Below are 24,978 nucleotides of genomic sequence, written 5' to 3'. Positions count from 1 at the left end.
AATGAATTTACAGTCTTTTGTAATTACAACTAATCATAACACGGTTACTCTATATTTCTTTATTTTTATCTTCACAAAAAAAGAAACGAAGTACAATTACTACCTCGTTTCTTAACATTTTTTTATTACACTTTAAATTTCCCAATCATCTCTTGTAATTCTTCTGCCATTTGCGATAAATGAACTGCTGCTGCATTGATTTCATCTACCGAAGCTAATTGTTCTTCTGAAGAACCAGCAATATTTTGAACGCTTGCTGCATTTTCTTCAATTGTAGCTGCAATTTCATTAATAGATGCACTAACTTGTTTTGCATCTACTGTCATTTGTTCCGCTACTTCTACCATACTATCAATTTGTACAACTGTATCATCTGTAGACTTCAATATTTCAGCGAAGCTTTGCTTCGTTTCATTTGCAACTACAAGTCCTGATTGTACTTCTGTCCCAACTTGCTTCATAGAGCTTACTGTTTCTTTTATGTCAAATTGTATCTCTTTTACTAGTTTTCCAATTTCCGTAGAAGACTGTCCTGATTGTTCTGCTAACTTTCGCACTTCATCTGCTACAATGGCAAATCCTCTTCCTTGTTCTCCAGCTCTCGCAGCCTCAATTGCAGCATTTAATGCTAATAAATTTGTCTGCTCTGCAATATGTTGAATTACCTCAAGGATTGCTCCAATTTGTTTCGACTTATCATCTAGCAAAACAATAACTTTATCTGATTGTGAAACAGACTCATGGATTAATTGCATTTGATTCACCGTCTGTTCAACTAACTTCCCACCATCTTCAGCCTTTTTCTTCGTATACATAGATGCTGTGGATACTAATGAAGAACTGTCTGCCACACGTTGAATTCCTTCTGTAACTTCTTCTAATAATGTTGCGCCTTCTTCGACTTCTTTCGTTTGTATTTCCGCTCCACTCGACACTTGCTCTATCGCTTGTGTAATTTGTTCAGTTGCTTCACTCGTCTGCTTCATACTAGCTGTTAATTCTTCTGAAGATGCCGCTACATGACCTGCTGAAGTATTTATATTGGAAATGACATTCTGTAATGATGCTGCCATCTCGTTAAAGCTTTCTCCTAGCTGTCCAATTTCATCTTTAGAATGAACTGTAATGGATTCTGTTAAATCGCCTTCACTAATCTTTTTCGACGATATAACAAGTTGTTTTAACGGATTAATAATAGAAGCAATTATGAAGTAAATTAAAATCCCACCAATTATTAATGAAATACCAATAACAGTTATCGTTTTATAGAAAATAGGTTCAGCAGCTTCAATAATTTCTTTTGCAGGCATAATTCCTGCTATTTTCCATCCAGTTATCTTATTTGTTTTAAAAGTGATATGACGATCTTCACCATCTAATCTGAAATTAAAATCACCTGTTTCTTGTTTGTACAACTCTTTTTCAAGTTTCTCTTCTACCTTATCACCTGGCTTCATCGTTGGATGCGCTACCACATTTTTATCTTGATCAAAAATTGCTACATATCCACTTTTACCGATATTAACCATCTTTGAAGTGTTTACGATATCATTAATAATTAAATCAATACCAAGAACACCGCTCTTATCCTCATTTTGTTTTGCTATTGTAATAACAATATTTCCTGTCGTTTTTGATTTATATGGAGCTGTAATAATTACTTCTCCACTTTTTTTCACTGCCTCTTTATACCAATCTCTTTCTGTAGGATTATATCCTTCTGGCATTTGAATAGACGGTGATTGAAGAAACTGCCCATTGCTGGATCCAGTATAGATAGCTTCCAGTTCTGGATGTAACTTATTATATTCTTCTAGTTTATTTTGGATATTTTGTATTTGATCCGTTTGGTAACTTGATTGTGTAAATAGTTTCGTAAAATAAACTGCATCTACTTTTTTACTATCCAATTCTTTATTAATTACATTATCCAAAATTTTTATATTGTCTTTCGCCGATTGTGAAATCGTCTCATTAAAGTTTGTCTTCGCTTGCTGATAAGAAGTCCAACCAATTACAATACTTGGAAGAATCAAAATGATAACAAATGACACAAGTAACTTTGCTTTTAAACTACTACTCCTTAATTTCCCTTGAAACATATTTCTACCCCTCCATACCGTTTTAAATGTAATTGTTTTACATTTAATTTCTTTATATAAATCATACGATTTAAATGTATCAATGCGACTCTCTATCTCTATCTCTTTCTCTATTGAAGAGTTGATACATACCTTTTTCATTCTATATAAATTAAATAATTAAAACAATATATAAAAATGTATATTATTCGAAATATTATAATTCACAGAAGAACCTCTAGTATCTCACTTACTAGAGGTTCCTCCCGCTTTACTATTCTTTATCTTTTTCTACTTCTTTTTTCGCATCTTCTACTACAGATACAACAGGTTTATCGTTTGATAATTGTTGTACTGCTCCTTTTCCAGCAAATCCTTCTAATAACTCTTTTAAATCAATGCCAGAAGAAGCTTTTAATGTTTCTTGCATCGTTGCCATTAAATCAGTCGCATAACCTGCAACTTTTCCGGCACCGCTATTTTTACCACCGCCACCTGTATCGACAACTGTAATTTTATCAATGTTGCTAAGTGGGCTTGCAACTTCCTTCGCATAACTTGGAAGCATGTTAAGAACCATATCCATAATCGCCGCTTGGCCATATAACTCAAATGCCTCTGCAATTTTTTGTTTCGCTTCCGCTTCTGCTAAACCTTTTAATCTGATAACATCTGCTTCCGCTGTACCTTGTGCTTTTTGTACTTCTGCTTTTGCTTGACCTTGCGCTTTTTCGATTTCCGCCTTCGCTAAACCTTCTACACGAACTTCTTCTGCACGTGCTCTTGCTTCCGCTTCAATTTTATATTGATCTGCATCTGCTTTTTTCATTTGTTTTACTTTTTCCGCTTCTGCTGATTGTTCAACAGCATAGCGATCTGCATCTGCCTTTTTCTTTACTTCTGCATCATATTGCTTTTCACGACGCGCAATCTCTTTTTCTTCTAATTCAATTTGCTTTTCACGCTCAATGATTTTAACGCGCATTTGCTCTTCTGTAACACCTTGTTGCGCTTTTGCTTGTTGTAATTCATAGGAAAGATCTGCATCTGCGCGAGCTTGTTCTTGGTCTCTCTTATAAGATTGTACTTTTAACTCTTTATGTTTTTCAGCTTCAGCGATTTGTGCATCACGTTGATACTCAGCTTCTTTCGCTTCTTTCTCAGCACGAGCTTTTTCAATTCGCGCCTCTTTTTCACGCTCTGCATTTGCAACTGTTGCATCACGCTTAACCATCGCAATTTGTGGCTGACCAAGTGCATCTAAGTAACCGTTCTTATCCATAATTTCTTTAATTGTAAAGGAAACGATGCGAAGTCCCATCTTCTTTAAATCTGTAGAAGCTACTTCATGTACCTTCTGAGCAAATTGCTCTCTATTACTATAGGCATCTTCTACTGTCATAGAAGATAAAATAGCACGTAGATGCCCTTCTAAAACTTCTTTTGCTTCTATTTTCAACTCTTCTGTTTCTTTTCCTAAATATTGTTCAGCTGCTGTAGAAACTTCTTCAATGGTAGACCCTACTTTAATAATAGAAACACCATTTACTGTAATCGGAACACCTTGTTTCGTATACGTATCACGTGTTCCCACTTCTAATTTGTAGTTTAATAGACTTAAAGGCTCTGCTCTTTGCATAATCGGAACTACGAAAGTACCGCCGCCACGAATAATCTTAATCTTCTTTCCATCATCAGTGGTAACTACATTTTTCCCGCCACCAAGCCAGTTTCCAGTAACAATTAATGCTTCATCTGGTCCAACTGTTCGATACTTTGTAATGAATACTAAAATGAGTAGAATTAAAATTGCGAGTAATACTCCACCGATAATTAATGGAATCGTCATGTAAATTCCCCCTTATAATTTTGGTTTCTTTAAAGAATAAGCAATGTTCTGTACAAGCAGAACACCATCTTGGACTCCCTCGATAATAACTTCAGTTCCTTGTGAAATATCTTTCTTTCCAACTGTTTTAGCTAGGATTGCATTGTTTCCAAATTGGGAGGAAATTAATACTTCACCAAACCCTTCTGTAGGAATAGTCGTAATAACCTCTCCCTTACAACCAATAAATTCATCCATACGCTGCACAGTGTTTTGTTCTGCTTCTGCAATCGGCTTTAAAATTAATATTTTCATTATGAAAACACCAATAAAGGATATAGCAAATGCAGACCCGAAAATAAGAATGCTATTAAAGGAGAATAAATATTCTCCTATATAACTAAGTCCACATAACATGGCGAAAAAACTAAGTAATAAAGTAACAACGGATACAGATCCGCCTCCAAAACTAAATATGGATTCAAATATATCTCCAAAAAAGATATAAATAACAGTGAGTATAGTAGCAATAATAAATCCGTATAAATAAATTGTTTCAAGTGGATAACCAAACAAATCCATTTCTTATCCCCCTCTCTTAAACAATCCCTTTTTTGTTATATGTATGCCCCACCTCTTTCAAAGATTATAGTTCTTAATTTTCAGTTATTTTCCCTTTAAAGAAAAGCCTGTATGACAGTCCCCTAAAAAAGAACAGGAGAAACCTATTGTGACAGGCTCCTCCTAGTAAATAACCGATATATTATATATCTATATAATATACTATTTTCCACAAAAAGTAAAGTTAAACATACATTGGAAAAGCACTTATTTTACTGATAATTCGTACGTTCCATCGCCATTATCATATTTATATACATACAAATAATACTTACCTGGTTTTGCATTAAATTTTGCCTCTATATGATTTCCATTAGCTTGACCGTAAGCGGCATAATTTTGCATATCTGATTCATGGTGAAGCACCCATGTCATCCCGATTCCATACTCATTTAAAACGGAAATATCGATATTTTTCGTTGATGCTACATTAAATGTATAAACATCGGTGTGATCTCCGCCGATAAGGCTACCTTTTATAGTACTGTTTAGCCCGATACGATTTGCTTCCTCTGGACGATTATTTGGTTCTAATTCTGTTAAACTTCCATCTTTAATCGTAACAGTCGTTTCGTTTCTGCTCTCTTTACCTTTATCATCTTTTACTCTTAACGCTAATTTATAAATTCCTTCTCTTTCATATGCATGTATTGGATTAACTTCTGCACTTGTGCTGCCATCTCCAAATTCCCATAAATAAGAAACAATTTTTCCATCTTCATCATTTGAGCCATCACTTTTAAATTGAATTCCTTCTTTTACAAGCCCATTATAAGGTCCATTTATATTAACCGTTGGAGCTTTATTTTCTCCATCATCTTTTGCGATACCGTGGAAGACTACATCATATTCAAATTCATTTGAACTATTGACACGATAATTGACGAAGTATGCTGTAACAGTTTTGTAGCCACTCCATTCTTTTTGCGCCAGTTGTTCTAGTGCCTCATTTACTCGTTTACTCATTTCGTTCCAATCTTCGGATTCACCTTTTGTTACACTACCTGTAAATGTACCTTCTAATGTAAATGTATTAAAGAATTGGGAGCTATGTTTTGTCATTTTTGCCTCTTTCATCGGCAACGTATCACTAATTTCTTTCTCTACTGCTGTTAACGATTTTGGTGCATGTTCAGCTAAATAATCATCTGCTACTTCCGGTACATTATATTTATCTTGATTATCAATTAGCTGTTGCATATACTCTTGATACTCTTTATTTAGTTTAGAATCTTTACTTAAATTCTCACGATAGGCATCATAATTTTTCACGTCATTTGCACGAATTAAATCTTGAATTTTATCAAATGTTTCAAATTGATGTGTATATAAATAAGATTGCAATGCGAACGAGTAATTATAGAAATCCCAAGAACCATATTTAGCAAATAATGTGCGCTCTGCTGTATAACGGCTTGCAGGATCAGATGATAATCCACTAATGATGCTCTTTCTCGGTACTACATTATTTGTACGAGTAGATCCTGCGAAAAATTCTGCATTTCCTTCTTGGAACCAAGTTAATCTTTCATTTTGATACATATCTCCTCTTCCAAATAAACCTGGCACTTCAAATCTACCTTGAAGATAATGAGTAAACTCATGACGGAATAACTCTTCTAAGCTATAAATACTTTGTTCTGGCGTACGCTCATATGTAAAGAATGTACCTGTTTCTTCTATATAAATGCCACCGTTGTTTGTTTCATATCCATACAGTTGTCTGTTTAACTGATATTCGTCTGGAGTATTATAGATTACTATCGTTAATACGTCGTCTGCATTACCTGGCTCTAATGCTTTGTCATTCCCAATTACACGATGATACTGTGCTTTTACTTCCTTTGCAGCCCAATATAGTCTCTTAATTTTTTCTTCTGATACTTTATCTCCTGTTTTAAATACGATAGATCCATCGTCGAATGTATACGTTTTTGGTAAGTACTGTTCTTTTCCTTCTTTACGTATCGTCTCTAAATCTACCGTATTACCGCTATAATCTTTTCCGTTATAATTTGTCGTAATTTGTTCTACTGCAACAAAATACGGCTCACTTAAACGCGGATACATATGCATTGCTTGTGTAACAACCTCTAAACCTTTATTTGGATTACTATGAAACTTCCCTAAACGACTAGCAAAATAAATTCCATTATTAACGAGCCACTTATTTTCTGGTGTTACTTCATTTAAAAGAGCAATACGATTTATTTCATTAATAAATCCATCTATTTTCCCGTACCACATTGTATCTTTTGCTTCTTTACGAGTTTCAAATAAATAAGATTGCATATCATAATCAATACCTTGCATCATATCGTATACAGCTTGTCCTTTCATACGATCGTCTACATACGTATGAAGATTATCATTGTATTGTTTTAAAATATTCGATGCGTATTGAACCGTTTCCACATCACTTGAAGCATTACTAATTAATTTACCGTATGCAGATACGACTGCATCTTGCTCATATGTACCAAGCTTAAAGTTTGGATTGGTTGCAATTGCTTTTAAAGCAGGTAAACATTTATCCTGGAAGCTTCTCTCATTTAAATCGCTTAATTCATTATTGTAAAATGCGAGATAAAAAGCTGAACGTAACACTTCCGTAAACGTTTGAATTCCTTTTGAATCATCTTTCGTAAACGTACTACCTCGGTGAGCTAATTCATCTATAACTGCTTGCATTTTCCCTTTGTCTTTATAAAAAGCCTTTGCATCTTCATTGAACTGGAATAAGTCTGTAATTTGATTCCATTTAATACTTCCTAGCGTTTCAACCAATTCTTGATTATTCATTTTGTTTAAATCAGCCATTGAATAGCTTTCTTTAATTTGCTTTACTTCTGAGCTCTTCATAATAGATGCTGGTCGCTGTGAAAAGTCTCCTACTTTTAAACGTTCTTGAAACGATAATGTTTCCTCTGCTTTCGAAATTTGCCCAACTTCATCTACTGGTTTTTCTATTCCAACTGGTTTCGAATGCAATACATTGTATGGCACCTTTTCTTCTGCTGATACATTCGTTTGAATTGCTCCTAACGATAGCGCCATTGTACTAATACTAAGCATCACTTTATTAATCTTTGATTTCTTGTTCATATCATTGCCCCCTATTTATATATTCCCTTGAAGAATTTAACATAAAATCTAGATGTAACAATATAAAATGCAATATTTCATATTATTTCTTCCTATAATTTGTACATATCGTGAACAAATCACCCTTTATCTCCCGACAATAATCTGCTTTCTTCCATTTCTAATACACCTAGACAATCCCCAGTAATATCCTTCTCTCATAAAAAAAGACATCATCATATGCATGTTTCTAATGAAACTGCCATGATAATGTCTTCTCAAAAAAGTAAAAATTAATTATATATAATAATAAGATTAAACGTTATTTATTTCTTAAATAATCTCTTTCTAAATACGAACATACTTAGTGCGGAAAGAACAAGTGTTATTCCAGAAAGTAAAGTCGATGTGCTAGCTTCACCGCCTGTTGATGGTAAAGATTTCTTATCTTCCTCAAACTTATTAGCATGTTGTTTATTTAAAGTATCTGCTTTTCTTCCCTCTTTTTCAACAACTTGATTATTCCCTTTTGGCTCTTGATCCAATCCTGTTGCTGATTCTTTTACTTCTTCAACTTTTTTCGTTGGCTCTTTTACTTCCTCTTTCGCTTCTTCAACTTTTTTCGTTGGCTCTTTTACTTCCTCTTTCGCTTCTTCAACTTCTTTCGTTGGCTCTTTTACTTCCTCTTTCACTTCTTTTACCGGTTCTTTCACTTCTTCTTTTGTACCTTCAACTTCTTTTACCGGTTCTTTCACTTCTTCTTTTGTTTCTTCAACTTCTTTTACCGGCTCTTTTACTTCTTCTTTCGATCCTTCAACTTCTTTTGCCGGCTCTTTTACTTCTTCTTTCGGCCCTTCAACTTCTTTTGCTGGCTCTTTTACTTCTTCTTTCGGCCCTTCAACTTCTTTTGCTGGTTCTTTTACTTCTTCTTTCGGCCCTTCAACTTCTTTTGTTGGCTCTTTTACTTCTTCTTTCGCTTCCGGTTTCTCTACTATATTCTGTATAACTTCACCACTAAACCATATACCAAGCCCGTAATACTCCGTTCCATCAAAAACAAAATCGTATTTCTTTTCTCCTGGAGTACTCCATACGATTGTACCCTCGTCCTCATTAAATGTGCCACTCTCACTTTTTAATGTAATATTCTCAAGCGGTTCCCCCTCCACATCATATACAGGGATTTTCACTTTTTGATTTACTTGTGCGTCATCTAAAAAAATTTTTTGCCTTCTAATATCAATTGTTGACCATTGAGACAGTTGTATAATTGGTCTTATATCCTGAATCTCATTTCCAGGAAGTTTTAAACTAATTAAATCTAACATCGAAGCAAAGATTGATATATCCTTAATTCGATTATCTGATAAATTTAACCATTGTAAATTTTTCAATTTACTTAATGGTTCAATATCCACCACCTGATTTCCTATTAATTCCAGTTCATTCAACATACTTATTTCACTAATTGCTTCTACACTACTAATTTCATTACTGTTCAATATTAATACGGATAGATTTTTTAATTGTTGTATTCCTTGTATAGTATCATTATTAATTTTATTATTTGAGGCTGTTAATTTTTTCAATGAATTAACTTTAAATAATGGTTCAATATTTTTCACATTATTATTGCTTATATTTAACTTCTCCAACTTCTCTAGTTTAGAAAATGGTTCAATATTTTCGATTTGATTATGTGCTAAACTTACAGATTTCAAACTTCTCAAATCCGAGATAAATGCTATATTTTTCAGCTCTAAGTTTTCTAACTCTAGACTTTCTAAATTCGACATATACTCTATGCCAGAAATATCTTTTATACCGTTACCCTGCCCATTAGTTATCTTAAATGTTTTAATCTTTAATAAATCTTCTTTCGTAATAGGGGCTTCTAAATCAGTTCTATTCAAATTATTTTTATTAATATATCGTTGTAGTTCCTTATCTTGAACAACATTCGTCCCCTCTTGATTTTTAACTATTTTTTGAATAACAGTTCCATTAAAACGTAATTTATTCTCTGAAGAACCTGTTTCTAAATTAAACTCATATGATTTTTCTCCAGGGCTGTCCCATTTTACAAAACCATTATTTTGTGTTCCCCCCTCGCTAATCCATTTAATACTTTGAAGAGATTCGCCATTTAAATCGTATATAGGAATTTTACTATCTTCATTTACTACGCCTTCATTCAAAAAGATTTTTTGTCTGTGAACTTTAACGACAAAACGCTTTCCAAACTCTTGAATAGGTCTTACATCAGAAATTTCATTTGCACTTAAATTAAGTTCGTATAAATTAGTTAGCCCACTAAGTGATGAAACATCCGAAATATAATTTTCTTCTAAATCAAGTGATTGTAATTTTTTCATTTTAGCTAGCGGTGTAATATCTGTAATTTCTGCATCACTCACTGCAAGGTTAGTAAGGCTCTCCATTCTACTAATAGATTCAAGATTAGTAATATTATTATTTCCAATCCATAATTCCTTTACTTTATTTAACTGTTCCATTCCTGTTAAATCACTAATATTATTATTAGCTAAATACAATTTACCGAGAGACGCCATTGTAAATAGCGGCTTAATATCTTCAATCTTATTACCGACTAAATCTAATACTCTAACTTTTTTCAATTTACCTAATGGCGTCAAATCAGTAATTTTATTATCTCTTAAAGAAAGAATTTGAATTTTAGTCAGCCCAGCAATTGGCTCAATGTTTTCAATTCGATTAGAAAAAAGATCTAAAGACTTCAAATTATTCAAGTTAGCAATTGGTGATATGTCACTTACTGCAGACTCATTTAATGTAAACTTTTCTAAATTTACCATATGCTCTAAACCGGATAGATTATTGATGCCCTTCCCACCATATATGTCTAAGTTTTTAATTTGTAGTGCATCGGCTTTCGTTATTGGTGCATTTATATCTTTTCGACCTAAAGTATTTCTATTAATGTATTGTTGTAATTTTGTATCCACTACTATATTTTTTGTTTCTTCCTTTTGTTCTTCTTTATTTTCCTTTTGTTCTTTTGGAACATTGTTTTCTAAATTTAATGTATTTACTTCAAACTGCACTTGATACTTATTATCATAAGCCATTGTCGGAATATAAATGTGCATCTGCATATTGTATCTTTTCCCTAATTCTCCAACTTCAAATTGAATCACTTTCGTTCCATTTTTCTTTTTATCTTCTGATATTACTTTTACATCATGAAACACACCAGGAGTATGAATATCTTCTGTTTTCAAGTATTTGAAGAAATCACTATCACTTAACGTTGCCGTAATAATTTTCTTTCCATTCTCAATTGTTAATTTCGGATTTTTTATATAAACAGCCGCCATAGACTCTTCATTTGTTTTATCTTTATACGCTTTAATAACAGCGTCATATGTACCATCTTCTAAACCTTGGCCCGTTTTATTCGCCTCAATTGCTACTGCCGCTAAAGCAGGCGTTGAATACGTAGCAAATGGAAGTGATAACGCCGCAGCGATAATCATCGCATTTATATGTTTTCTTTTATTTTTTTTCAACTTTACATCTCCTCCAAAATATATAAATCTAAATGTAATCATATCTCGAATAAATGATAATGATTTTCATTATCATTGTCAACTAAAAAAATAAAAAGGTAACAAAAAAATACCCCCTTTTTAAGGGGGTTATGCCATTTTTTCTCCGGATTCTTCTTTAAAAAAGCTCTTCATCGCATGGAATACGTCTGCTTTTTGCTTTAAAATATAATATCTAAAATTCTCATCTTTAATATTTTTATAGGCTGACATGAGGGTACTATGGCGGTTGTACTGGTTCACTTCCCCATATCCAAACATATTACACTTCTTCATTAACTCTTCGACAAGCTTTACACATCTAGCATTATCTGATGTTAAATTATCACCGTCTGAAAAATGGAATGGATAAATATTATAGCGGTCTGGTGAGTATTTATTATCAATTAGCTCGAGTGCTTTTTTATATACAGAAGAACATATCGTTCCGCCACTTTCTCCTTTTGAGAAAAACTCTTCCTCTGGAACTACTTTTGCCTCCGTATGATGGGCAATAAACTCAATATCTACTGTTTCATACTTCGTTCGTAGAAATCGCGTCATCCAGAAAAAGAAGCTACGTGCCATATATTTCTCCCATATTCCCATCGATCCACTCGTATCCATCATCGCTAATACAACAGCTTTTGAATCTGGCTTTAATACTTCATTCCAAGTACGGAACTTTAAATCTTCTTGGTGAATCGGATGAAAAGATGCTTTACCACGCATCGCATTTCGTTTATATGCGGATATCATCGTTCGTTTCTTATCGATATTTCCCCATAACCCAGTCTTTCTAATGTCATTAAATTCAACATGTTCAATCCGGTTTTCATCTATTTCTTTTCTCTTTAAATTAGGCAGCTCTAATTCTTTGAAAAACGCTTGCTCTAATTCTAGAATAGAGACTTCAGCTTCATAATAATCTTCTCCAGCCGCATCCCCTGCTCCTTGCCCTTTTCCTGGTCCTTTTTGCTTTTGACCACCTGATCCATCTCTCGCAACGACATCACCAACTTTGCTGTCACCATTTCCTTGCCCAACGTGTTTGTTTTTATCATAATTGTACCTAATCTTATATTCATCTAAAGAACGAATCGGTATTTTTACAACATCCTTACCATTAGACATAACTATGCTTTCTTCTGTTACAAGATCGGGTAAATTATTCTTAATTGCCTCTTGTACTTTTTCTTGATGGCGTTGTTGGTCGTCATATCCTTTGCGATGGAGGGACCAGTTTTCCTGTGAAATCGTATAATTTGGTTGGTTTTCTTCACCCATTTCTTTCCCTCCTTACTGTAATTGTCTTCCCCTATGAACAGTAAGCTAGAAATTTTGTTTTATACTGTGCAAGCTAGAATGAAAGATAACTGCCCATCGAAATTCATCCCATAAACATATATAACGTTTTTCATATAATACTCCGAGCATCCTAAACAAAATTTTGCCACTCACATACTAGAAAGAAATATTCAGCCGTTGATAAGAAAGAAACACAATGCATAGTTGCACACATTTACACTTTGCAACATATTGTATTGTGTTGGCTTTTTTCGTATGAATGGTTGGTTACTCTATCATATGCATATTGTAAAAATAATTGACAATAAATTCATGAAATTGCATCTTAATTTATTACATTTGGACAAGGTATGACACTTTACACATATAAATGGATAATAAAACGCTGTCCCGCAAAATACAAGAGACAGCGTTTTGTTATCAAACTATCGGTTTAGCAGACTACCTACATAGCGTAATAATTCATTCGCAGATGAAGAATTATAGCCGTGCTCATCAATTAAGCGTGCAACAACATCATTGATTTTCTTAAGCTGATTTTCGTCTGGCGTTTTCGTTGATGTTGTAATTTTCACTATATCTTTTAAATCAGCAAATAGTTTTTTCTGAATCGCTTCGCGAAGACGCTCATGTGAATTATAATCAAAGCGTTTTCCTTTACGCGCATAAGCAGAAATGCGAATTAAAATTTCTTCACGGAATGCTTTCTTAGCATTTTCTGAAATTCCAATTTGCTCCTCAATTGAGCGCATTAGCTTTTCATCTGGACTCATTTCTTCACCTGTTAATGGATCACGTAATTTCGATTTATTGCAATATGCTTCAACGTTATCTAAGTAATTATCCATAAGTGTCTTCGCTGATTCTTCATATGAATACACGAATGCTTTTTGTACTTCTTTCTTCGCAATTTCATCATATTCTTTTCTCGCTAATGAGATGAAATTCATATAACGCTCTCGATCTTCATTACTAATTGACGGATGCTGATCCAACCCGTCTTTGAGCGATCTAAGTACATCTAATGCGTTAATAGATGGTACCTCTTTTCGAATAATTGTAGAGGAAATTCGGTTAATAACATAACGAGGGTCAATACCTCTCATACCTTCATCTTGATATTCACGTTGCAGCTCCTCTACATCAATCGCATTATAACCTTCTACCGTTTCTCCATCATATAAACGCATCTTTTTAATTAAATCAATATCTGGACGCTTCGGATCTTTTAAACGAGTTAAAATCGTAAACATTGCTGCAACGCGAAGTGTGTGCGGTGCAATATGCACATTGGATACATCACTTTCACGAATCATTTTTTCATAAATATGTTCTTCTTCACTCACTCGTAAATTGTATGGAACTGGCATTACAATAATTCTTGAATGCAACGCTTCATTTTTCTTGTTTGCTATGAAGGAACGATACTCCGTTTCATTCGTATGCGCTACAATTAATTCATCTGCTGAAATAAGCGCAAATCTTCCCGCTTTGAAATTCCCTTCTTGCGTAAGCGATAATAAATGCCATAAAAACTTCTCGTCGCATTTTAGCATCTCTTGGAATTCCATCATCCCACGGTTTGCCTTATTCAATTCTCCATCGAAGCGATACGCTCGTGGATCTGATTCTGAACCATATTCTGCGATTGTTGAAAAGTCCAGACTACCTGTTAAATCGGCGATATCTTGTGATTTAGGATCAGACGGGCTAAATGTACCAATCCCTGTACGGCGATCTTCCGAGAAGAAAATACGCTCTACAACTACATCCTCAATTCTTGAACCATATTCTTGCTCTAGACGCATTACGTTTAGTGGCGATAAATTCCCTTCAATTCTAACTCCATACTCACCAAAGAAATCATCCCGTAAATGATGCGGAATTAAATGAAGTGGATCTTCATGCATTGGGCAGCCTTTAATTGCAAAAATTGCTCCTCGATCTGTTCGTGAATATGTTTCTAATCCTCGTTTCAACATCGTAACTAATGTTGATTTCCCTCCACTAACAGGACCCATTAATAATAAAATACGTTTTCTAACATCTAATCGTTTTGCAGATGGATGAAAATATTCCTCCACAAGACGTTCTAAAGCATCCTCTAATCCAAATAGCTGATTACTAAAGAAGTTATACTTTCTTCTACCATCTACTTCTTCGATTCCAGCATCTTTTATCATATTGTAAATGCGAGAGTGTGCTGTTTGAGCCACCCATGGTCTTTCCTTCACAAGCTCTAAATACTCCGCAAACGTACCTTCCCATTGTAACCGTTCTTCTGCTGCTCGATGCTGTTCAATCTTTTTTAGAATATCCATTATAGCTCCTCCCCCATCTCCTTGTTCAATCGGATTATTATAAAAGGTATGCTAGGATGTCCTTAAACATTCTTTAAATCAAAATGAAATATACAGTATTGCTATAAAATTCTCTCCAAAATTCAAAGAAAATTCTGTATAATATAGGTATTAAAGTTTTTACACCTCTATTCATTTTAAATAAATTCTTTTCTTCCAAGAACCTTACATACATTTTGATTCATATTTAAGATTCGTAAACTGAAAAATAGGAGGGATATTAGTATGAAATTATTATTAATTTTAGGTGTATCACTCACATTTCTTACAGCTATTTTCACATCTGGTTACAATGATAAACCCGGTACACATAAAAAGTGATGTGCTTCTTAGCACATCACTTTTTTTATCAATCATTTATAATACACATTTTCCACATCATATTTTGATAAAGGTCGGCTATAATAATAACCTTGCACAAACTTCACATTCTTTTCCTTCAAAAATTGTATTTGTTCCGCTTTTTCTACACCTTCTGCAATTACATTCAATTCCAAAGTATGAGCTAAATGAATAATTGCAGCTGTAATATTCGTATCACGTTCATCCACATGTATACCTTCCATAAAAGAACGATCGATTTTCAACGTATCAATTGGATACGTTTTTAAATAACTTAAAGATGAATATCCCGTCCCAAAATCATCTAAATGAATCTTTAAATTTTGTTCTTTTAATTGTAGCAATACCCTTTTCGATATGTCTTTATGCATAAGGGCCCCTTCTGTAACCTCTATCACTAATAGATGAGCTGGTACATTGTACTTATGTAACGCCCGTGTAATCATCTCTATTAATGTAATCGAGCGAAAGTGCCTGGCTGAAATATTAACTGCAATCGGGACAACTTCATATCCTTTATTTAACCATTCACGTATTTGCCGACACACTTCATTTACTACCCATTCATCAAGCTTAATAATAAATCCTGTTCTTTCTGCTAGCGGAATAAATTGATTGGGATAGACAAATCCTAATTCTTTATTCTCCCACCTTATTAAAGCTTCCATACTCGCTATTTTTTTCGTTTCAATATTCATTTGTGGCTGATAATACAAGCAGAATTCATTTTTTTCTATAGCACGATGCAATTGGTTTTCTATTATAAATCTTTGTTCACGCTCACAATCTAATCCACTGCAATAAAACTGATAATGCCCTTTTCCTTTTTCTTTTGCTTTTTCCAAAGCAGCATCAACTCTTTGGAATAATATTTTTTCATCCTCTCCATCTGTTGGAGCCATTACAATTCCGATTGACGCACTTAAATAGACGTCCTCTTCTTCGATTACAAAATGTTCACTAATCTTTTTTAATATTCTTTTTGCAACTATCTCTACACGTTCTTTCGTTATATTTTCTATTAACATAACAAATTGATCATCGTGTTCTCTAAATAAGTGCATACCGTCTATTTGAAAACTGCTTAAACATTCTGTAACTTTTTGTAATACTTTATCTCCTTCTTTATGACCAAAAGTATCATTAATAAGGTGAAATTCATCTAAATCTATAAAAACAAGCGCAAACTCTGTATTATCATTTAAAAAAACATTTAACTTATTTGCACATGAAATTCTATTCATTAATCCTGTTAATTGGTCATAATAAGCTAAATATTCTGTTCGCATTTCATTCAATACTTGTCTTGTAACATCCCTCGTAACAATATATACCCCAACAATTTCGGCGTTCACAATAATCGGAATAGTTCTCAAAGAAATATAGAGCTCGTACCCTTCTTTATGAACATATTTCTTTGAAACAATTTGTTTTGCCCTTCCTTGCAGGGCTCCTTTAAATATGATTTGAAAATCTTTTTCATATTCCTTATTAATAAATTCAAAAATAAATTTATTATGTAATTCTTCATATCGATATCCAAATATTTCATACGTTGCTGGATTTGCATATGCAATTCTACCTATAGAATCTATAGATATAATGGAGTCATTATTATATTCTAATAACGACTTAAACAACATTTGTTTTTCCTCTATCTCTGCCTTTTCCTCAATCTGAGCTGTGATATCCCTCGTAATACAAATAATAAACTGACATACTCCTTCTTCGTCGAATACAGGATTAAGTGAAGATTCATAATGTAACTCACCCTTTGGTAAACTAACTACATCACAAAAGGTATGTGCTTTCGCTTCGCTCGCTACTTTTGCATATTGCACTCGCAATATTTCCGCCGTATCTTCTGATAATACTTCCGCAAACGTTTTTCCATAACATTCTTCGCCTAGCTTCGCATAATCCATACCTATCTTGTTTACATAAATATATTTAAAGGTTTCCTCATCCATAACTTTCACAATAAATACTAAATCTTGAATAACATGTAATAGTCCTCTTCTTATTAAATCCATATCTATCATACTTAAAAAGGTATTTTGATTATTATATTGTTCCTTCATATTTATCTCAACCCGTCTAATCTATTTTTATTCATATATCCCATTCTATATGAATATGTACCCTTTTTTAAATGTATGATTACATATTATTTTTATTTTTATTTTTAGAAAAAAAGTCGCCATATGGCGACTTTTAATAAACAATTTCTAAATCTAATCCCGGATAATTTTGTTGACGGAATGCTTCATAAATTAAAATAGCTGCTGTATTAGATAAATTTAATGAGCGCACTTTATCAGTCATTGGAATACGTAAACAATGATCGAAATTTTCTTCGATTACATTAGCTGGTAAGCCGTTTGTTTCTCTTCCAAATACAAAATAGTAATCCTTCTCACGTTTGCTATAATCAAATGCTGTATGAGCTTTCTCGCCATACTTTGTTAAATAGAAGAATTCACCGTCTTTATTTTTCTCATAAAATTCTTCAATTGAATCATAATACGTAACTTTCACGTGCTGCCAATAATCTAATCCTGCACGCTTTAACATTTTATCATCCGTTGAAAATCCAAGCGGTCTAATCAAATGTAATTCTGTTCCAGTTGCTGCACAAGTACGAGCAATATTCCCTGTATTTGCTGGAATTTCTGGTTGATATAAAACAACATGTACTCCCACGCGATATTCACCTCTGTTTTTTGTCTACTACGTATTATACCACTTGAGCGAAAAATCTCTACCCATTAATAATATGAAAGAATTTATATTTCATTTGTGGTGTATATTTACTAGAATCTTCATAGTTCCAATAACGCCGACGGCTATTCGCTGAATGTGCATTTACAAGCGGCATACCATCTGCGTCTTTTGCTACTACAATCGTCGTATGATTCCACCTACCATCATCCTCGAAATCATAAGCGATGACATCACCAAGAATAAGGTCCTCTGGCCTTTCTACCGCTTCAGCTCGAAGCCCTGTTGTAGCACCTGACAAATACCAATAAAAAGAGTGTGCGACAGCCCAGCTCCAACTCCACTGATTCTCCCTTTGCCACCATCCTTTGCGAATATTAGGATATCCATTCATTGGTACTTCTCCAGTATGAAGACATTGAGAAATAAAATTCGTACAATTATCAGGGAAATTACGATATACAGGGTTTCGATCATCCCACCAACGCTCTGCATATTTAACTGCCTCTAAACGGTTGTACTGATAAGAACCGTACTTCTCTTTTGTAACTTCCCTTTCTAACGTCTCACTCATTCCAACTGCTTCTGGCACTTCAATAGCATAATCACCTATTACCCGGCTATTATTTAAACAAACTCTTCGTTTTAGTTGTTCCTCTTCGATATAAAATAATTCTTTATGCTTAATTAAATATTTAAAATGTATTTGATAATCAATTTCTTGATGATTGCTATTATTTAATTGTCTCATGAAAGAAACGTCCGCAGTTGCTTTCACTATATGTGCACTACGTTTTTGAAACAATTGTTTCTTTCTCTGTGCTATTTGTAATAAATCTTCAGCAATACCATCCACATTTGTTCGTTTCTCCGTTATATACCCTAAAAATTGTTGTACTTGCTTTTCAATATTTACTTTTACAACCATTTCGTCTCCCTCCCATATTACAATATGAAAAAGGGAGATATTATCTACTCTTTTTTCTGCGCTAACAATTCAAGTCCGCGATTCATTTCATGAATAACCTCTTCGTCTTTCTCACGTTGCATCGCTTTTTCAATGGCTTCGCCCACGCCATCTCCACCAATTTTCCCAAGTGCCCATGCTGCCGTTCCGCGAAGTACCGGTCTTGGATCATCTTTCATAACACCTATTAAATCAGGAATTGCTGATGCTTCTTTAAAATGCGCAAGTGCCAAAATCGCATTTCGTTGCAACGGCTTTTTACCTCTCCATGAACCAGACATAATCCCATATTTCTCTTTAAAATCACGATTACTAATTGTTAAAAGTGGCGTTAATAACGGCTTAACTAACTCAGGATCTGGTTCCATCTCAGGGTGATTATGAAAATCCATTCCTTTATTTTTCGGACAAACAGTCTGACATGTATCACATCCATATATACGGTTTCCTATTTTGTCACGATATTCTTCCGGTAGGAATCCTTTCGTCTGTGTTAAAAATGCAATACATTTCTTGGAGTCTAACTGTCCTCCTTGTATTAAAGCACCTGTAGGACAAATATCAATACATTTCGTGCAGCTTCCACATTGATCTTCTATCGGCTGATCTGGTGGGAATGGAACGTTTGTAATCATTTCTCCTAAATATACATACGAACCAAATTCAGGTGTAATAATAGCGCAATTCTTACCGCTCCACCCAATACCGGCACGCTCCGAAACAGCTCGATCACTTAATTCACCCGTATCAACCATTGACTTAACTTCTATATCGGGAAGTTTTTCAATTAAATATGCTTCTAATTTTTGCAAACGATCTCGTAAAACAAGATGATAATCTTGTCCCCAAGAGGCACGACAAAAAATCCCGCGGCGTTCTCCACGCTTACTTAATGGTGCATTTTTTAATTTTGAAGGATACGCTAATGCAATCGCAATAATTGATTTTGCACCAGGTAGTAGAAGCTGTGGGTTCGTTCTCTTTTCTATATCAGGCTCTTCAAATCCAGATTGATAATTTAATTGTTGCTGCTGGATTAAGCGCTGTTTTAATTCCTCAAATGGTGAAGCACTAGCAAAGCCTATTTTATCTATACCAATTGTTTTACTATACGCAATGACATCTTGCTTTAATTGTTCAAAATCCATTCCTAATCGCCTCCTCAGATGAATCCATCCCATATGTAACGACTATATTGGTTAGTAATTCACTTTTGGAATACTATTCTTTACTTCTATTTTCGCATACAATTATGTTTTTCAAACATTAAAAAACGCAATGCCTCGTTTATCTTAGAAACGAAACACTGCGTTGATCACAATTTATAGAAAAACATTTAATAAAATTTGGAGCGGGTGAAGAGAATCGAACTCTCGACCAGAGCTTGGAAGGCTCTTGTTTTACCACTAAACTACACCCGCAAATATGAAATAAATATAAGATATTAGAATAACTTATGTAAAGTAGTATAGCATGTAAAAAAAACGGAAGCAAGAATTTTATCGAAAAAAGTCGAAAAAGTGATGAGTAGCTCATCACTTTTTCAATTCTTTATCAATCGCCTTCTTCATACTATCGAAATCAGGGTTTGCAAGATTTCCGTTGATATATACTGAAGGAGCACCTTGAACTTTTAATTTTTGAGCACGATCTGAATCTTTACGTACTTTTTCTTTCATTTCTTTACTGTGTAAATCCTTCTTAAATTGTTCTACATCAACTTTCGGAAGCTTTTCTTTCACAATGTTAAGAAGTAATTCTTCTGTAATCCATTCTTCCGTGTCTTTCTTTTGACTTTGATAAATCTCATCATAGAAAATCCAGAATGAATCTTGATCTTGTTTATAAATTGCTTCACCAGCTGCTGCACCTAAATCAGAGTCTTTTCCGATAAATGGGAAGTTAATAAAGTATAACTGCACTTTACCTTTATCGATATACTCTTCTTTTAATCGTGGTAATACTGTTACATCCCAAGTACGACAAGCAGGACATTTGAAGTCTCCAAATTCAACTACCTTAACTGGGGCATCATCTTTCCCTAAAGATTGTTGTGTGGAATAAGCAAACATCTCATTCCCTTTATCTTTTTTGTCATTTATGATGCTATACGCAATTGTTCCGATTACAATCAATACTGCGATAGAAAAAACTACACCAAGAGCCATGAGTTTATTTGATTTCATATACATTCCTCTTTAAATTCATATTCTGTATACAGCATTGTACACAATACACATAATATCAACACTTATATATGTCACGCAATGAACACGCTCACATAAATTACAAAAACACAATAATTGTGACGATATTGTGTCACAATTTGTCACAATTTATTCAAAAAAAGGAAGCTCCTATGTAGGAACTTCCTTTAGCTTACTGCTTTTTCACGAGCACTATTTAACATCGACTGCTCTGTTTTTATATCATGACGAATTACTAACTTCTCACTAACTGCTTGCACATACTCATTATGATTGATATAGCCTTCTTTCTCCATTAATCTCAAAACGACATTTCGTCTCTCTACGGCCTTATCATAATTTTGTGCAGGTGAGTAATAAGCGGGTGCCTTTACTACAGCAGCCATCATTGCACTTTCAGCCAACGTTAATTGGCTCACCTTTTTACCGAAGTAAAGGTTTGCTGCTTTTTCAATTCCCCATGCTCCTTCTCCGTAATAAATATTACTTACATACAATTTTAAAATTTCATCCTTCGTAAATGTACGTTCAATTTTTTTCGTATAAAAAATTTCTTTCCACTTACGAGAAAATGTACGTTCATTCGTTAAAAAAGCATTTTTGGATAACTGTTGTGTAATTGTGCTTCCGCCTTGCACAACACCACCAGCTTTTATATTCTCAACAGACGCTCTGACAATCGCTATATAATCTAAACCGTTATGATGATAAAACCTTTTATCCTCTGTCGCAATAAATGCATGTGTTAATGATTCTGGCACCTCTAACTTAGCCGGTACATGTAATTTACTAATATCACTTTGCTCGATCATTACATTTCCAATGAATAATAACGTAAAACTTAACAATAATAATAAAATAATGGCTTTATAAAAGAATTTAGTCATTGGATTTAATGCAACTTTTTGATGATAGTTCACCCTAGATAATACTCGTTCTTTCATCTTAAACACCTCTTTTCCACACAGCGTATAACTCTTACTTTAAGAATACCTTGTTGTAAAAAAATATCCCATCGATTTCTCTTACACGTACCTTACATCATTGTAAGGTATAAAGTGAAACTTTAATCAGCCCTCACCAATCGGGCTGCCCGGCAAATAGTTGGATAAAAAAGTATTGTATCACAGTCCTTTTTTATCTACTATTCATCTGAAATATTGAATATAGATTATGCTAAACCAATAACAGAGTATACCTTAAGCCTATACTTCCCTATTAAAACATCCTATTTTCATTATATCATCTACAAAATATATATTTGTAAGTATCTAGTAATCTAAATGTATACAATATATCATACATTATACAGAACAAACGTTCCTGAAATCAATACTAGCACTATTATTATTTTGACCTTTTTCTTAAACAGTATACAAAAAAGAGTAGTGATTTGATTGTATCTCAAACCGGCTACTCTTTTCTTTACAATCTACCTATTAAATTATATGGCTGCACTTCCCACGTTTCGTACGAAATACAATGTGTTGCTCTCATCGCATCAAGCGTTCTGGATTTCATATGAGGACGCGTTATATACTCATCTATATTCTCTTCTTTTAAAGCAACAAATTTAGCCTCTTGTATTTCTTCAGGCTGAATTTGTATTTCACCGCTCACGTATGCCACTTTAAAAACAACACCTAGAATGTGCATGGAAGCATTATAATAAACTCCTGTAATACCGATAGGCTTCACCGTTAATCCTGTTTCCTCTTTTATTTCCCTACAAACAGCTTGATCGAGCGCTTCTCCTTCTTCCACCTGTCCTCCTGGCAACTCCCACGTATCCGATCGCCAATGTACTTTAGCTAATAACACTTCGTCTTTTTCATTTGTTAAATAACCTGCTACAGCAACGATATGCTTTGGTGTTTTATGTTCCATATTAAACCTCCTAGAAATAATGATTATTTCATATATCCCTATAAGCATATTCCCTGTCTAAAACAAAATACCTTTACTAATTCATCCTCTTAATTAACTTCATGAAAAAAAGCCCCTATCCGTTAAATGAATAGGGGCTTCTATCGTACTATTCTCCTAAGTCTACGTTGTGGTAAACTTGTTGCACATCTTCTAGATCTTCTAATGCATCAACCATTTTTTCAAATTGTTCTTGAGCATCTTCAGGAAGTTCTACATCACTTTGTGCAAGCATTGTTAATTCTGCAACTGTGAATTCTTCAACACCAGCATCTTTAAGTGCAGATTGTACGGAATGGAATTGATCAGGTTCAGCATACACGATAACAGAATCTTCTTCTTCTAGAATGTCACGTGCATCAACATCTGCTTCCATTAAAATTTCAAGAACTTCATCTGATGTTTTACCTTCAAGACCGATAACAGCTGTCGCATCAAACATGTAAGCTACAGAACCGTTTACACCCATGTTACCACTGTTTTTGCTAAATGCAGCTCGTACATCTGCTGCAGTACGGTTTACGTTATTTGTAAGTGTATCTACAATTACCATAGATCCGTTTGGTCCGAATCCTTCATAACGAAGCTCGTCATAATTTTCTTCTGAACCGCCTTTTGCCTTTTCAACTGCACGATCAATAATTGTTCTTGGTACGTTGTATGTTTTCGCACGTTCTAATACAACTCTAAGCGCTTGGTTTGATTCTGGATCTGGCTCGCCTTGTTTTGCTGCCACATAAATCTCACGTCCAAATTTCGCGTATATACGGCTTGTATTTGCATCTTTTGATGCTTTTTTTTCTTTAATATTATTCCATTTACGACCCATACTTTCCACTCTCTTTCCCGTTTTAAATCTACATAAAAATATTAATATGAAATATAATGTGTATTCAACACATTTTTAAAAGAAATATAAAAAGTTCATTTTTGATTCATATTACAGACATAATATAAATTACTATCATTTTGTTCTTTCGACAAGTTATATTATACATGAATTTCTACATTTATTACGAATTTTAGAAGCACATAGTATAATTTAACAAAAAAGACTCTAACAGAAATGTTAGAGTCTTTTTATATCGCCGATACATATTTCCATAATATTCCTATAACTACTTTCTATTGTTATATAATAAAAACAGGAAAAAATTTGAAGAAAGATGGAGGGAGAATTATGACACATTCACATGAGAAAAAAGCACATGGTCTGAAAGGAATAGGAGAGAAGTTAAACCCAACTATCTATCAAGTGAGATTCATGAAATTAGATGAACCAATTCAATTTGAGTCGTTTCCTGAATTAAAGGAATTAGGAGATTGGTTGAGTACTTCAACGCACATGTGGGCGTGTCACTCAACTATGTACAAGTACAACAAAGAAGAGTTTGAAAAGAGGTTTTTAGAAATTACAAACTTAACCGTTGATAATATACTAATATCTACTGGTGCTATCGGATTTAACTTCATGTCACCGGGGTGGAGAAATTCTCTCTAGAGTGCTCGAAGGGAATATTGTATATACAATATTTTGCTGGAATTTTATAGAATACCACACTTAAAAGGATAAAAATGAATGTTTGTTTTTATCCTTTTAATGTTTCGCAGTTTACTCACCGTACACTTTTTGTGCTTATTTTGTCATGTAATGAAAAGAAAACACAAAAAAACTCTATACTAATTGTATAGAGTTTTTTACGCTGTTCATGATACCGATGGTCGGGGTCGAACCGACACTCCCGAAGGAACACGATTTTGAGTCGTGCGCGTCTGCCAATTCCGCCACATCGGCACAAAAGAAAGGCGGCAACCGGATTTGAACCGGTGGTAAAGGTTTTGCAGACCTCTGCCTTACCACTTGGCTATGCCGCCATGTTAAATTTTATTGGAGCGGAAGACGGGATTCGAACCCGCGACCCCAACCTTGGCAAGGTTGTATTCTACCACTGAACTACTTCCGC

Annotated in this window: 16 protein-coding genes, 4 tRNA genes and 1 pseudogene; 1 reads left to right on the top strand and 20 read right to left on the bottom strand. The window is 34.0% G+C overall.

What is annotated here, in order from left to right:
* Positions 1-125 precede the first annotated feature (125 nt).
* The 17 genes and pseudogenes from JDS82_RS30415 to JDS82_RS22665 all read right to left on the bottom strand — a co-directional run bounded on the left by JDS82_RS30415 (position 126) and on the right by JDS82_RS22665 (position 23,843).
* Complete coding sequence (locus JDS82_RS30415; RefSeq protein ID WP_371399490.1) at positions 126-986, bottom strand: methyl-accepting chemotaxis protein; 861 nt, start codon at positions 984-986, stop codon at positions 126-128.
* Between the two features lie 81 nt (positions 987-1,067).
* Positions 1,068-2,102: pseudogene (locus JDS82_RS30410) on the bottom strand (HAMP domain-containing protein); the annotation flags it as partial.
* Positions 2,103-2,355: 253 nt separating this feature from the next.
* Positions 2,356-3,930 (bottom strand): flotillin family protein, encoded by a 1,575-nt coding sequence (locus JDS82_RS22735; RefSeq protein WP_000154996.1) that lies wholly within the window; start codon positions 3,928-3,930, stop codon positions 2,356-2,358.
* Between the two features lie 12 nt (positions 3,931-3,942).
* Complete coding sequence (locus JDS82_RS22730; protein ID WP_000362893.1) at positions 3,943-4,491, bottom strand: NfeD family protein; 549 nt, start codon at positions 4,489-4,491, stop codon at positions 3,943-3,945.
* A gap of 246 nt (positions 4,492-4,737) precedes the next feature.
* Positions 4,738-7,635: a collagenase ColA gene (gene colA / locus JDS82_RS22725; protein ID WP_199713983.1), complete on the bottom strand. Its 2,898-nt coding sequence runs from the start codon at positions 7,633-7,635 to the stop codon at positions 4,738-4,740.
* A gap of 305 nt (positions 7,636-7,940) precedes the next feature.
* On the bottom strand, positions 7,941-11,165 hold the full coding sequence (locus JDS82_RS22720) for a leucine-rich repeat domain-containing protein (RefSeq protein ID WP_199713982.1): 3,225 nt from the start codon (positions 11,163-11,165) through the stop codon (positions 7,941-7,943).
* Between the two features lie 129 nt (positions 11,166-11,294).
* Entirely contained in the window at positions 11,295-12,470 is a 1,176-nt protein-coding gene (yhbH, locus tag JDS82_RS22715; RefSeq protein ID WP_000503501.1) for a sporulation protein YhbH, read from the bottom strand.
* A 446-nt stretch (positions 12,471-12,916) separates the two neighbouring features.
* Positions 12,917-14,812: a PrkA family serine protein kinase gene (locus JDS82_RS22710; protein WP_000353275.1), complete on the bottom strand. Its 1,896-nt coding sequence runs from the start codon at positions 14,810-14,812 to the stop codon at positions 12,917-12,919.
* A 392-nt stretch (positions 14,813-15,204) separates the two neighbouring features.
* Positions 15,205-17,274, bottom strand: a complete 2,070-nt coding sequence (locus JDS82_RS22705; protein ID WP_199713981.1) for a sensor domain-containing protein — start codon at positions 17,272-17,274, stop codon at positions 15,205-15,207.
* Positions 17,275-17,407: 133 nt separating this feature from the next.
* The gene (gene trmL / locus JDS82_RS22700; protein WP_000538149.1) at positions 17,408-17,896 is read right to left on the bottom strand and encodes a tRNA (uridine(34)/cytosine(34)/5-carboxymethylaminomethyluridine(34)-2'-O)-methyltransferase TrmL; all 489 of its coding nucleotides are present in this window, start codon (positions 17,894-17,896) and stop codon (positions 17,408-17,410) included.
* A 58-nt stretch (positions 17,897-17,954) separates the two neighbouring features.
* Positions 17,955-18,842: an amidase domain-containing protein gene (locus JDS82_RS22695; protein ID WP_000260689.1), complete on the bottom strand. Its 888-nt coding sequence runs from the start codon at positions 18,840-18,842 to the stop codon at positions 17,955-17,957.
* A 44-nt stretch (positions 18,843-18,886) separates the two neighbouring features.
* A complete protein-coding gene (gene queG / locus JDS82_RS22690) occupies positions 18,887-20,029 on the bottom strand; it encodes a tRNA epoxyqueuosine(34) reductase QueG (protein ID WP_000345211.1) in 1,143 nt (380 codons plus the stop codon).
* Between the two features lie 199 nt (positions 20,030-20,228).
* Positions 20,229-20,302 (bottom strand) — tRNA-Gly (locus JDS82_RS22685).
* Between the two features lie 114 nt (positions 20,303-20,416).
* Positions 20,417-21,067 (bottom strand): DsbA family protein, encoded by a 651-nt coding sequence (locus JDS82_RS22680; RefSeq protein WP_000841324.1) that lies wholly within the window; start codon positions 21,065-21,067, stop codon positions 20,417-20,419.
* A 188-nt stretch (positions 21,068-21,255) separates the two neighbouring features.
* On the bottom strand, positions 21,256-22,032 hold the full coding sequence (locus JDS82_RS22675) for a transglycosylase domain-containing protein (RefSeq protein ID WP_000664710.1): 777 nt from the start codon (positions 22,030-22,032) through the stop codon (positions 21,256-21,258).
* A 481-nt stretch (positions 22,033-22,513) separates the two neighbouring features.
* The gene (locus JDS82_RS22670) at positions 22,514-22,975 is read right to left on the bottom strand and encodes an NUDIX hydrolase (protein WP_199713980.1); all 462 of its coding nucleotides are present in this window, start codon (positions 22,973-22,975) and stop codon (positions 22,514-22,516) included.
* 148 nt (positions 22,976-23,123) lie between these two features.
* A complete protein-coding gene (locus JDS82_RS22665) occupies positions 23,124-23,843 on the bottom strand; it encodes a YebC/PmpR family DNA-binding transcriptional regulator (protein ID WP_199713979.1) in 720 nt (239 codons plus the stop codon).
* A 351-nt stretch (positions 23,844-24,194) separates the two neighbouring features.
* On the opposite strand from JDS82_RS22665, the gene JDS82_RS22660 reads away from it, so the two are divergent.
* A complete protein-coding gene (locus JDS82_RS22660; protein ID WP_199713978.1) occupies positions 24,195-24,515 on the top strand; it encodes a DUF3884 family protein in 321 nt (106 codons plus the stop codon).
* Positions 24,516-24,727: 212 nt separating this feature from the next.
* On the opposite strand, the gene JDS82_RS22655 is transcribed toward JDS82_RS22660, so the two are convergent.
* From JDS82_RS22655 to JDS82_RS22645, 3 genes are all read right to left on the bottom strand, one after another.
* Positions 24,728-24,809 (bottom strand) — tRNA-Leu (locus JDS82_RS22655).
* A gap of 9 nt (positions 24,810-24,818) precedes the next feature.
* A tRNA-Cys gene (locus JDS82_RS22650) sits at positions 24,819-24,889 on the bottom strand.
* Between the two features lie 14 nt (positions 24,890-24,903).
* Positions 24,904-24,978 (bottom strand) — tRNA-Gly (locus JDS82_RS22645).

This window comes from Bacillus cereus group sp. N14, from assembly GCF_016483555.1.
Classification (GTDB): domain Bacteria; phylum Bacillota; class Bacilli; order Bacillales; family Bacillaceae_G; genus Bacillus_A; species Bacillus_A wiedmannii.
This window is presented reverse-complemented; position numbering and strand designations above follow the sequence as displayed.

What these genes read in the sequence shown, in the direction of transcription:
- JDS82_RS22710 (WP_000353275.1), bottom strand. Translation starts at nt 14,812, where the DNA reads ATGGATATTCTAAAAAAGATTGAACAGCATCGAGCAGCAGAAGAACGG.
- JDS82_RS22730 (WP_000362893.1), bottom strand. Translation starts at nt 4,491, where the DNA reads ATGGATTTGTTTGGTTATCCACTTGAAACAATTTATTTATACGGATTT.
- JDS82_RS22660 (WP_199713978.1), top strand. Translation starts at nt 24,195, where the DNA reads ATGACACATTCACATGAGAAAAAAGCACATGGTCTGAAAGGAATAGGA.
- JDS82_RS22735 (WP_000154996.1), bottom strand. Translation starts at nt 3,930, where the DNA reads ATGACGATTCCATTAATTATCGGTGGAGTATTACTCGCAATTTTAATT.
- JDS82_RS22675 (WP_000664710.1), bottom strand. Translation starts at nt 22,032, where the DNA reads ATGAAAGAACGAGTATTATCTAGGGTGAACTATCATCAAAAAGTTGCA.
- JDS82_RS22705 (WP_199713981.1), bottom strand. Translation starts at nt 17,274, where the DNA reads ATGAAGGAACAATATAATAATCAAAATACCTTTTTAAGTATGATAGAT.
- JDS82_RS22665 (WP_199713979.1), bottom strand. Translation starts at nt 23,843, where the DNA reads ATGGGTCGTAAATGGAATAATATTAAAGAAAAAAAAGCATCAAAAGAT.
- queG (WP_000345211.1), bottom strand. Translation starts at nt 20,029, where the DNA reads ATGGATTTTGAACAATTAAAGCAAGATGTCATTGCGTATAGTAAAACA.
- JDS82_RS22680 (WP_000841324.1), bottom strand. Translation starts at nt 21,067, where the DNA reads ATGAAATCAAATAAACTCATGGCTCTTGGTGTAGTTTTTTCTATCGCA.
- colA (WP_199713983.1), bottom strand. Translation starts at nt 7,635, where the DNA reads ATGAACAAGAAATCAAAGATTAATAAAGTGATGCTTAGTATTAGTACA.
- JDS82_RS30415 (WP_371399490.1), bottom strand. Translation starts at nt 986, where the DNA reads ATGAAGCAGACGAGTGAAGCAACTGAACAAATTACACAAGCGATAGAG.
- yhbH (WP_000503501.1), bottom strand. Translation starts at nt 12,470, where the DNA reads ATGGGTGAAGAAAACCAACCAAATTATACGATTTCACAGGAAAACTGG.
- JDS82_RS22670 (WP_199713980.1), bottom strand. Translation starts at nt 22,975, where the DNA reads ATGGAACATAAAACACCAAAGCATATCGTTGCTGTAGCAGGTTATTTA.
- JDS82_RS22695 (WP_000260689.1), bottom strand. Translation starts at nt 18,842, where the DNA reads ATGGTTGTAAAAGTAAATATTGAAAAGCAAGTACAACAATTTTTAGGG.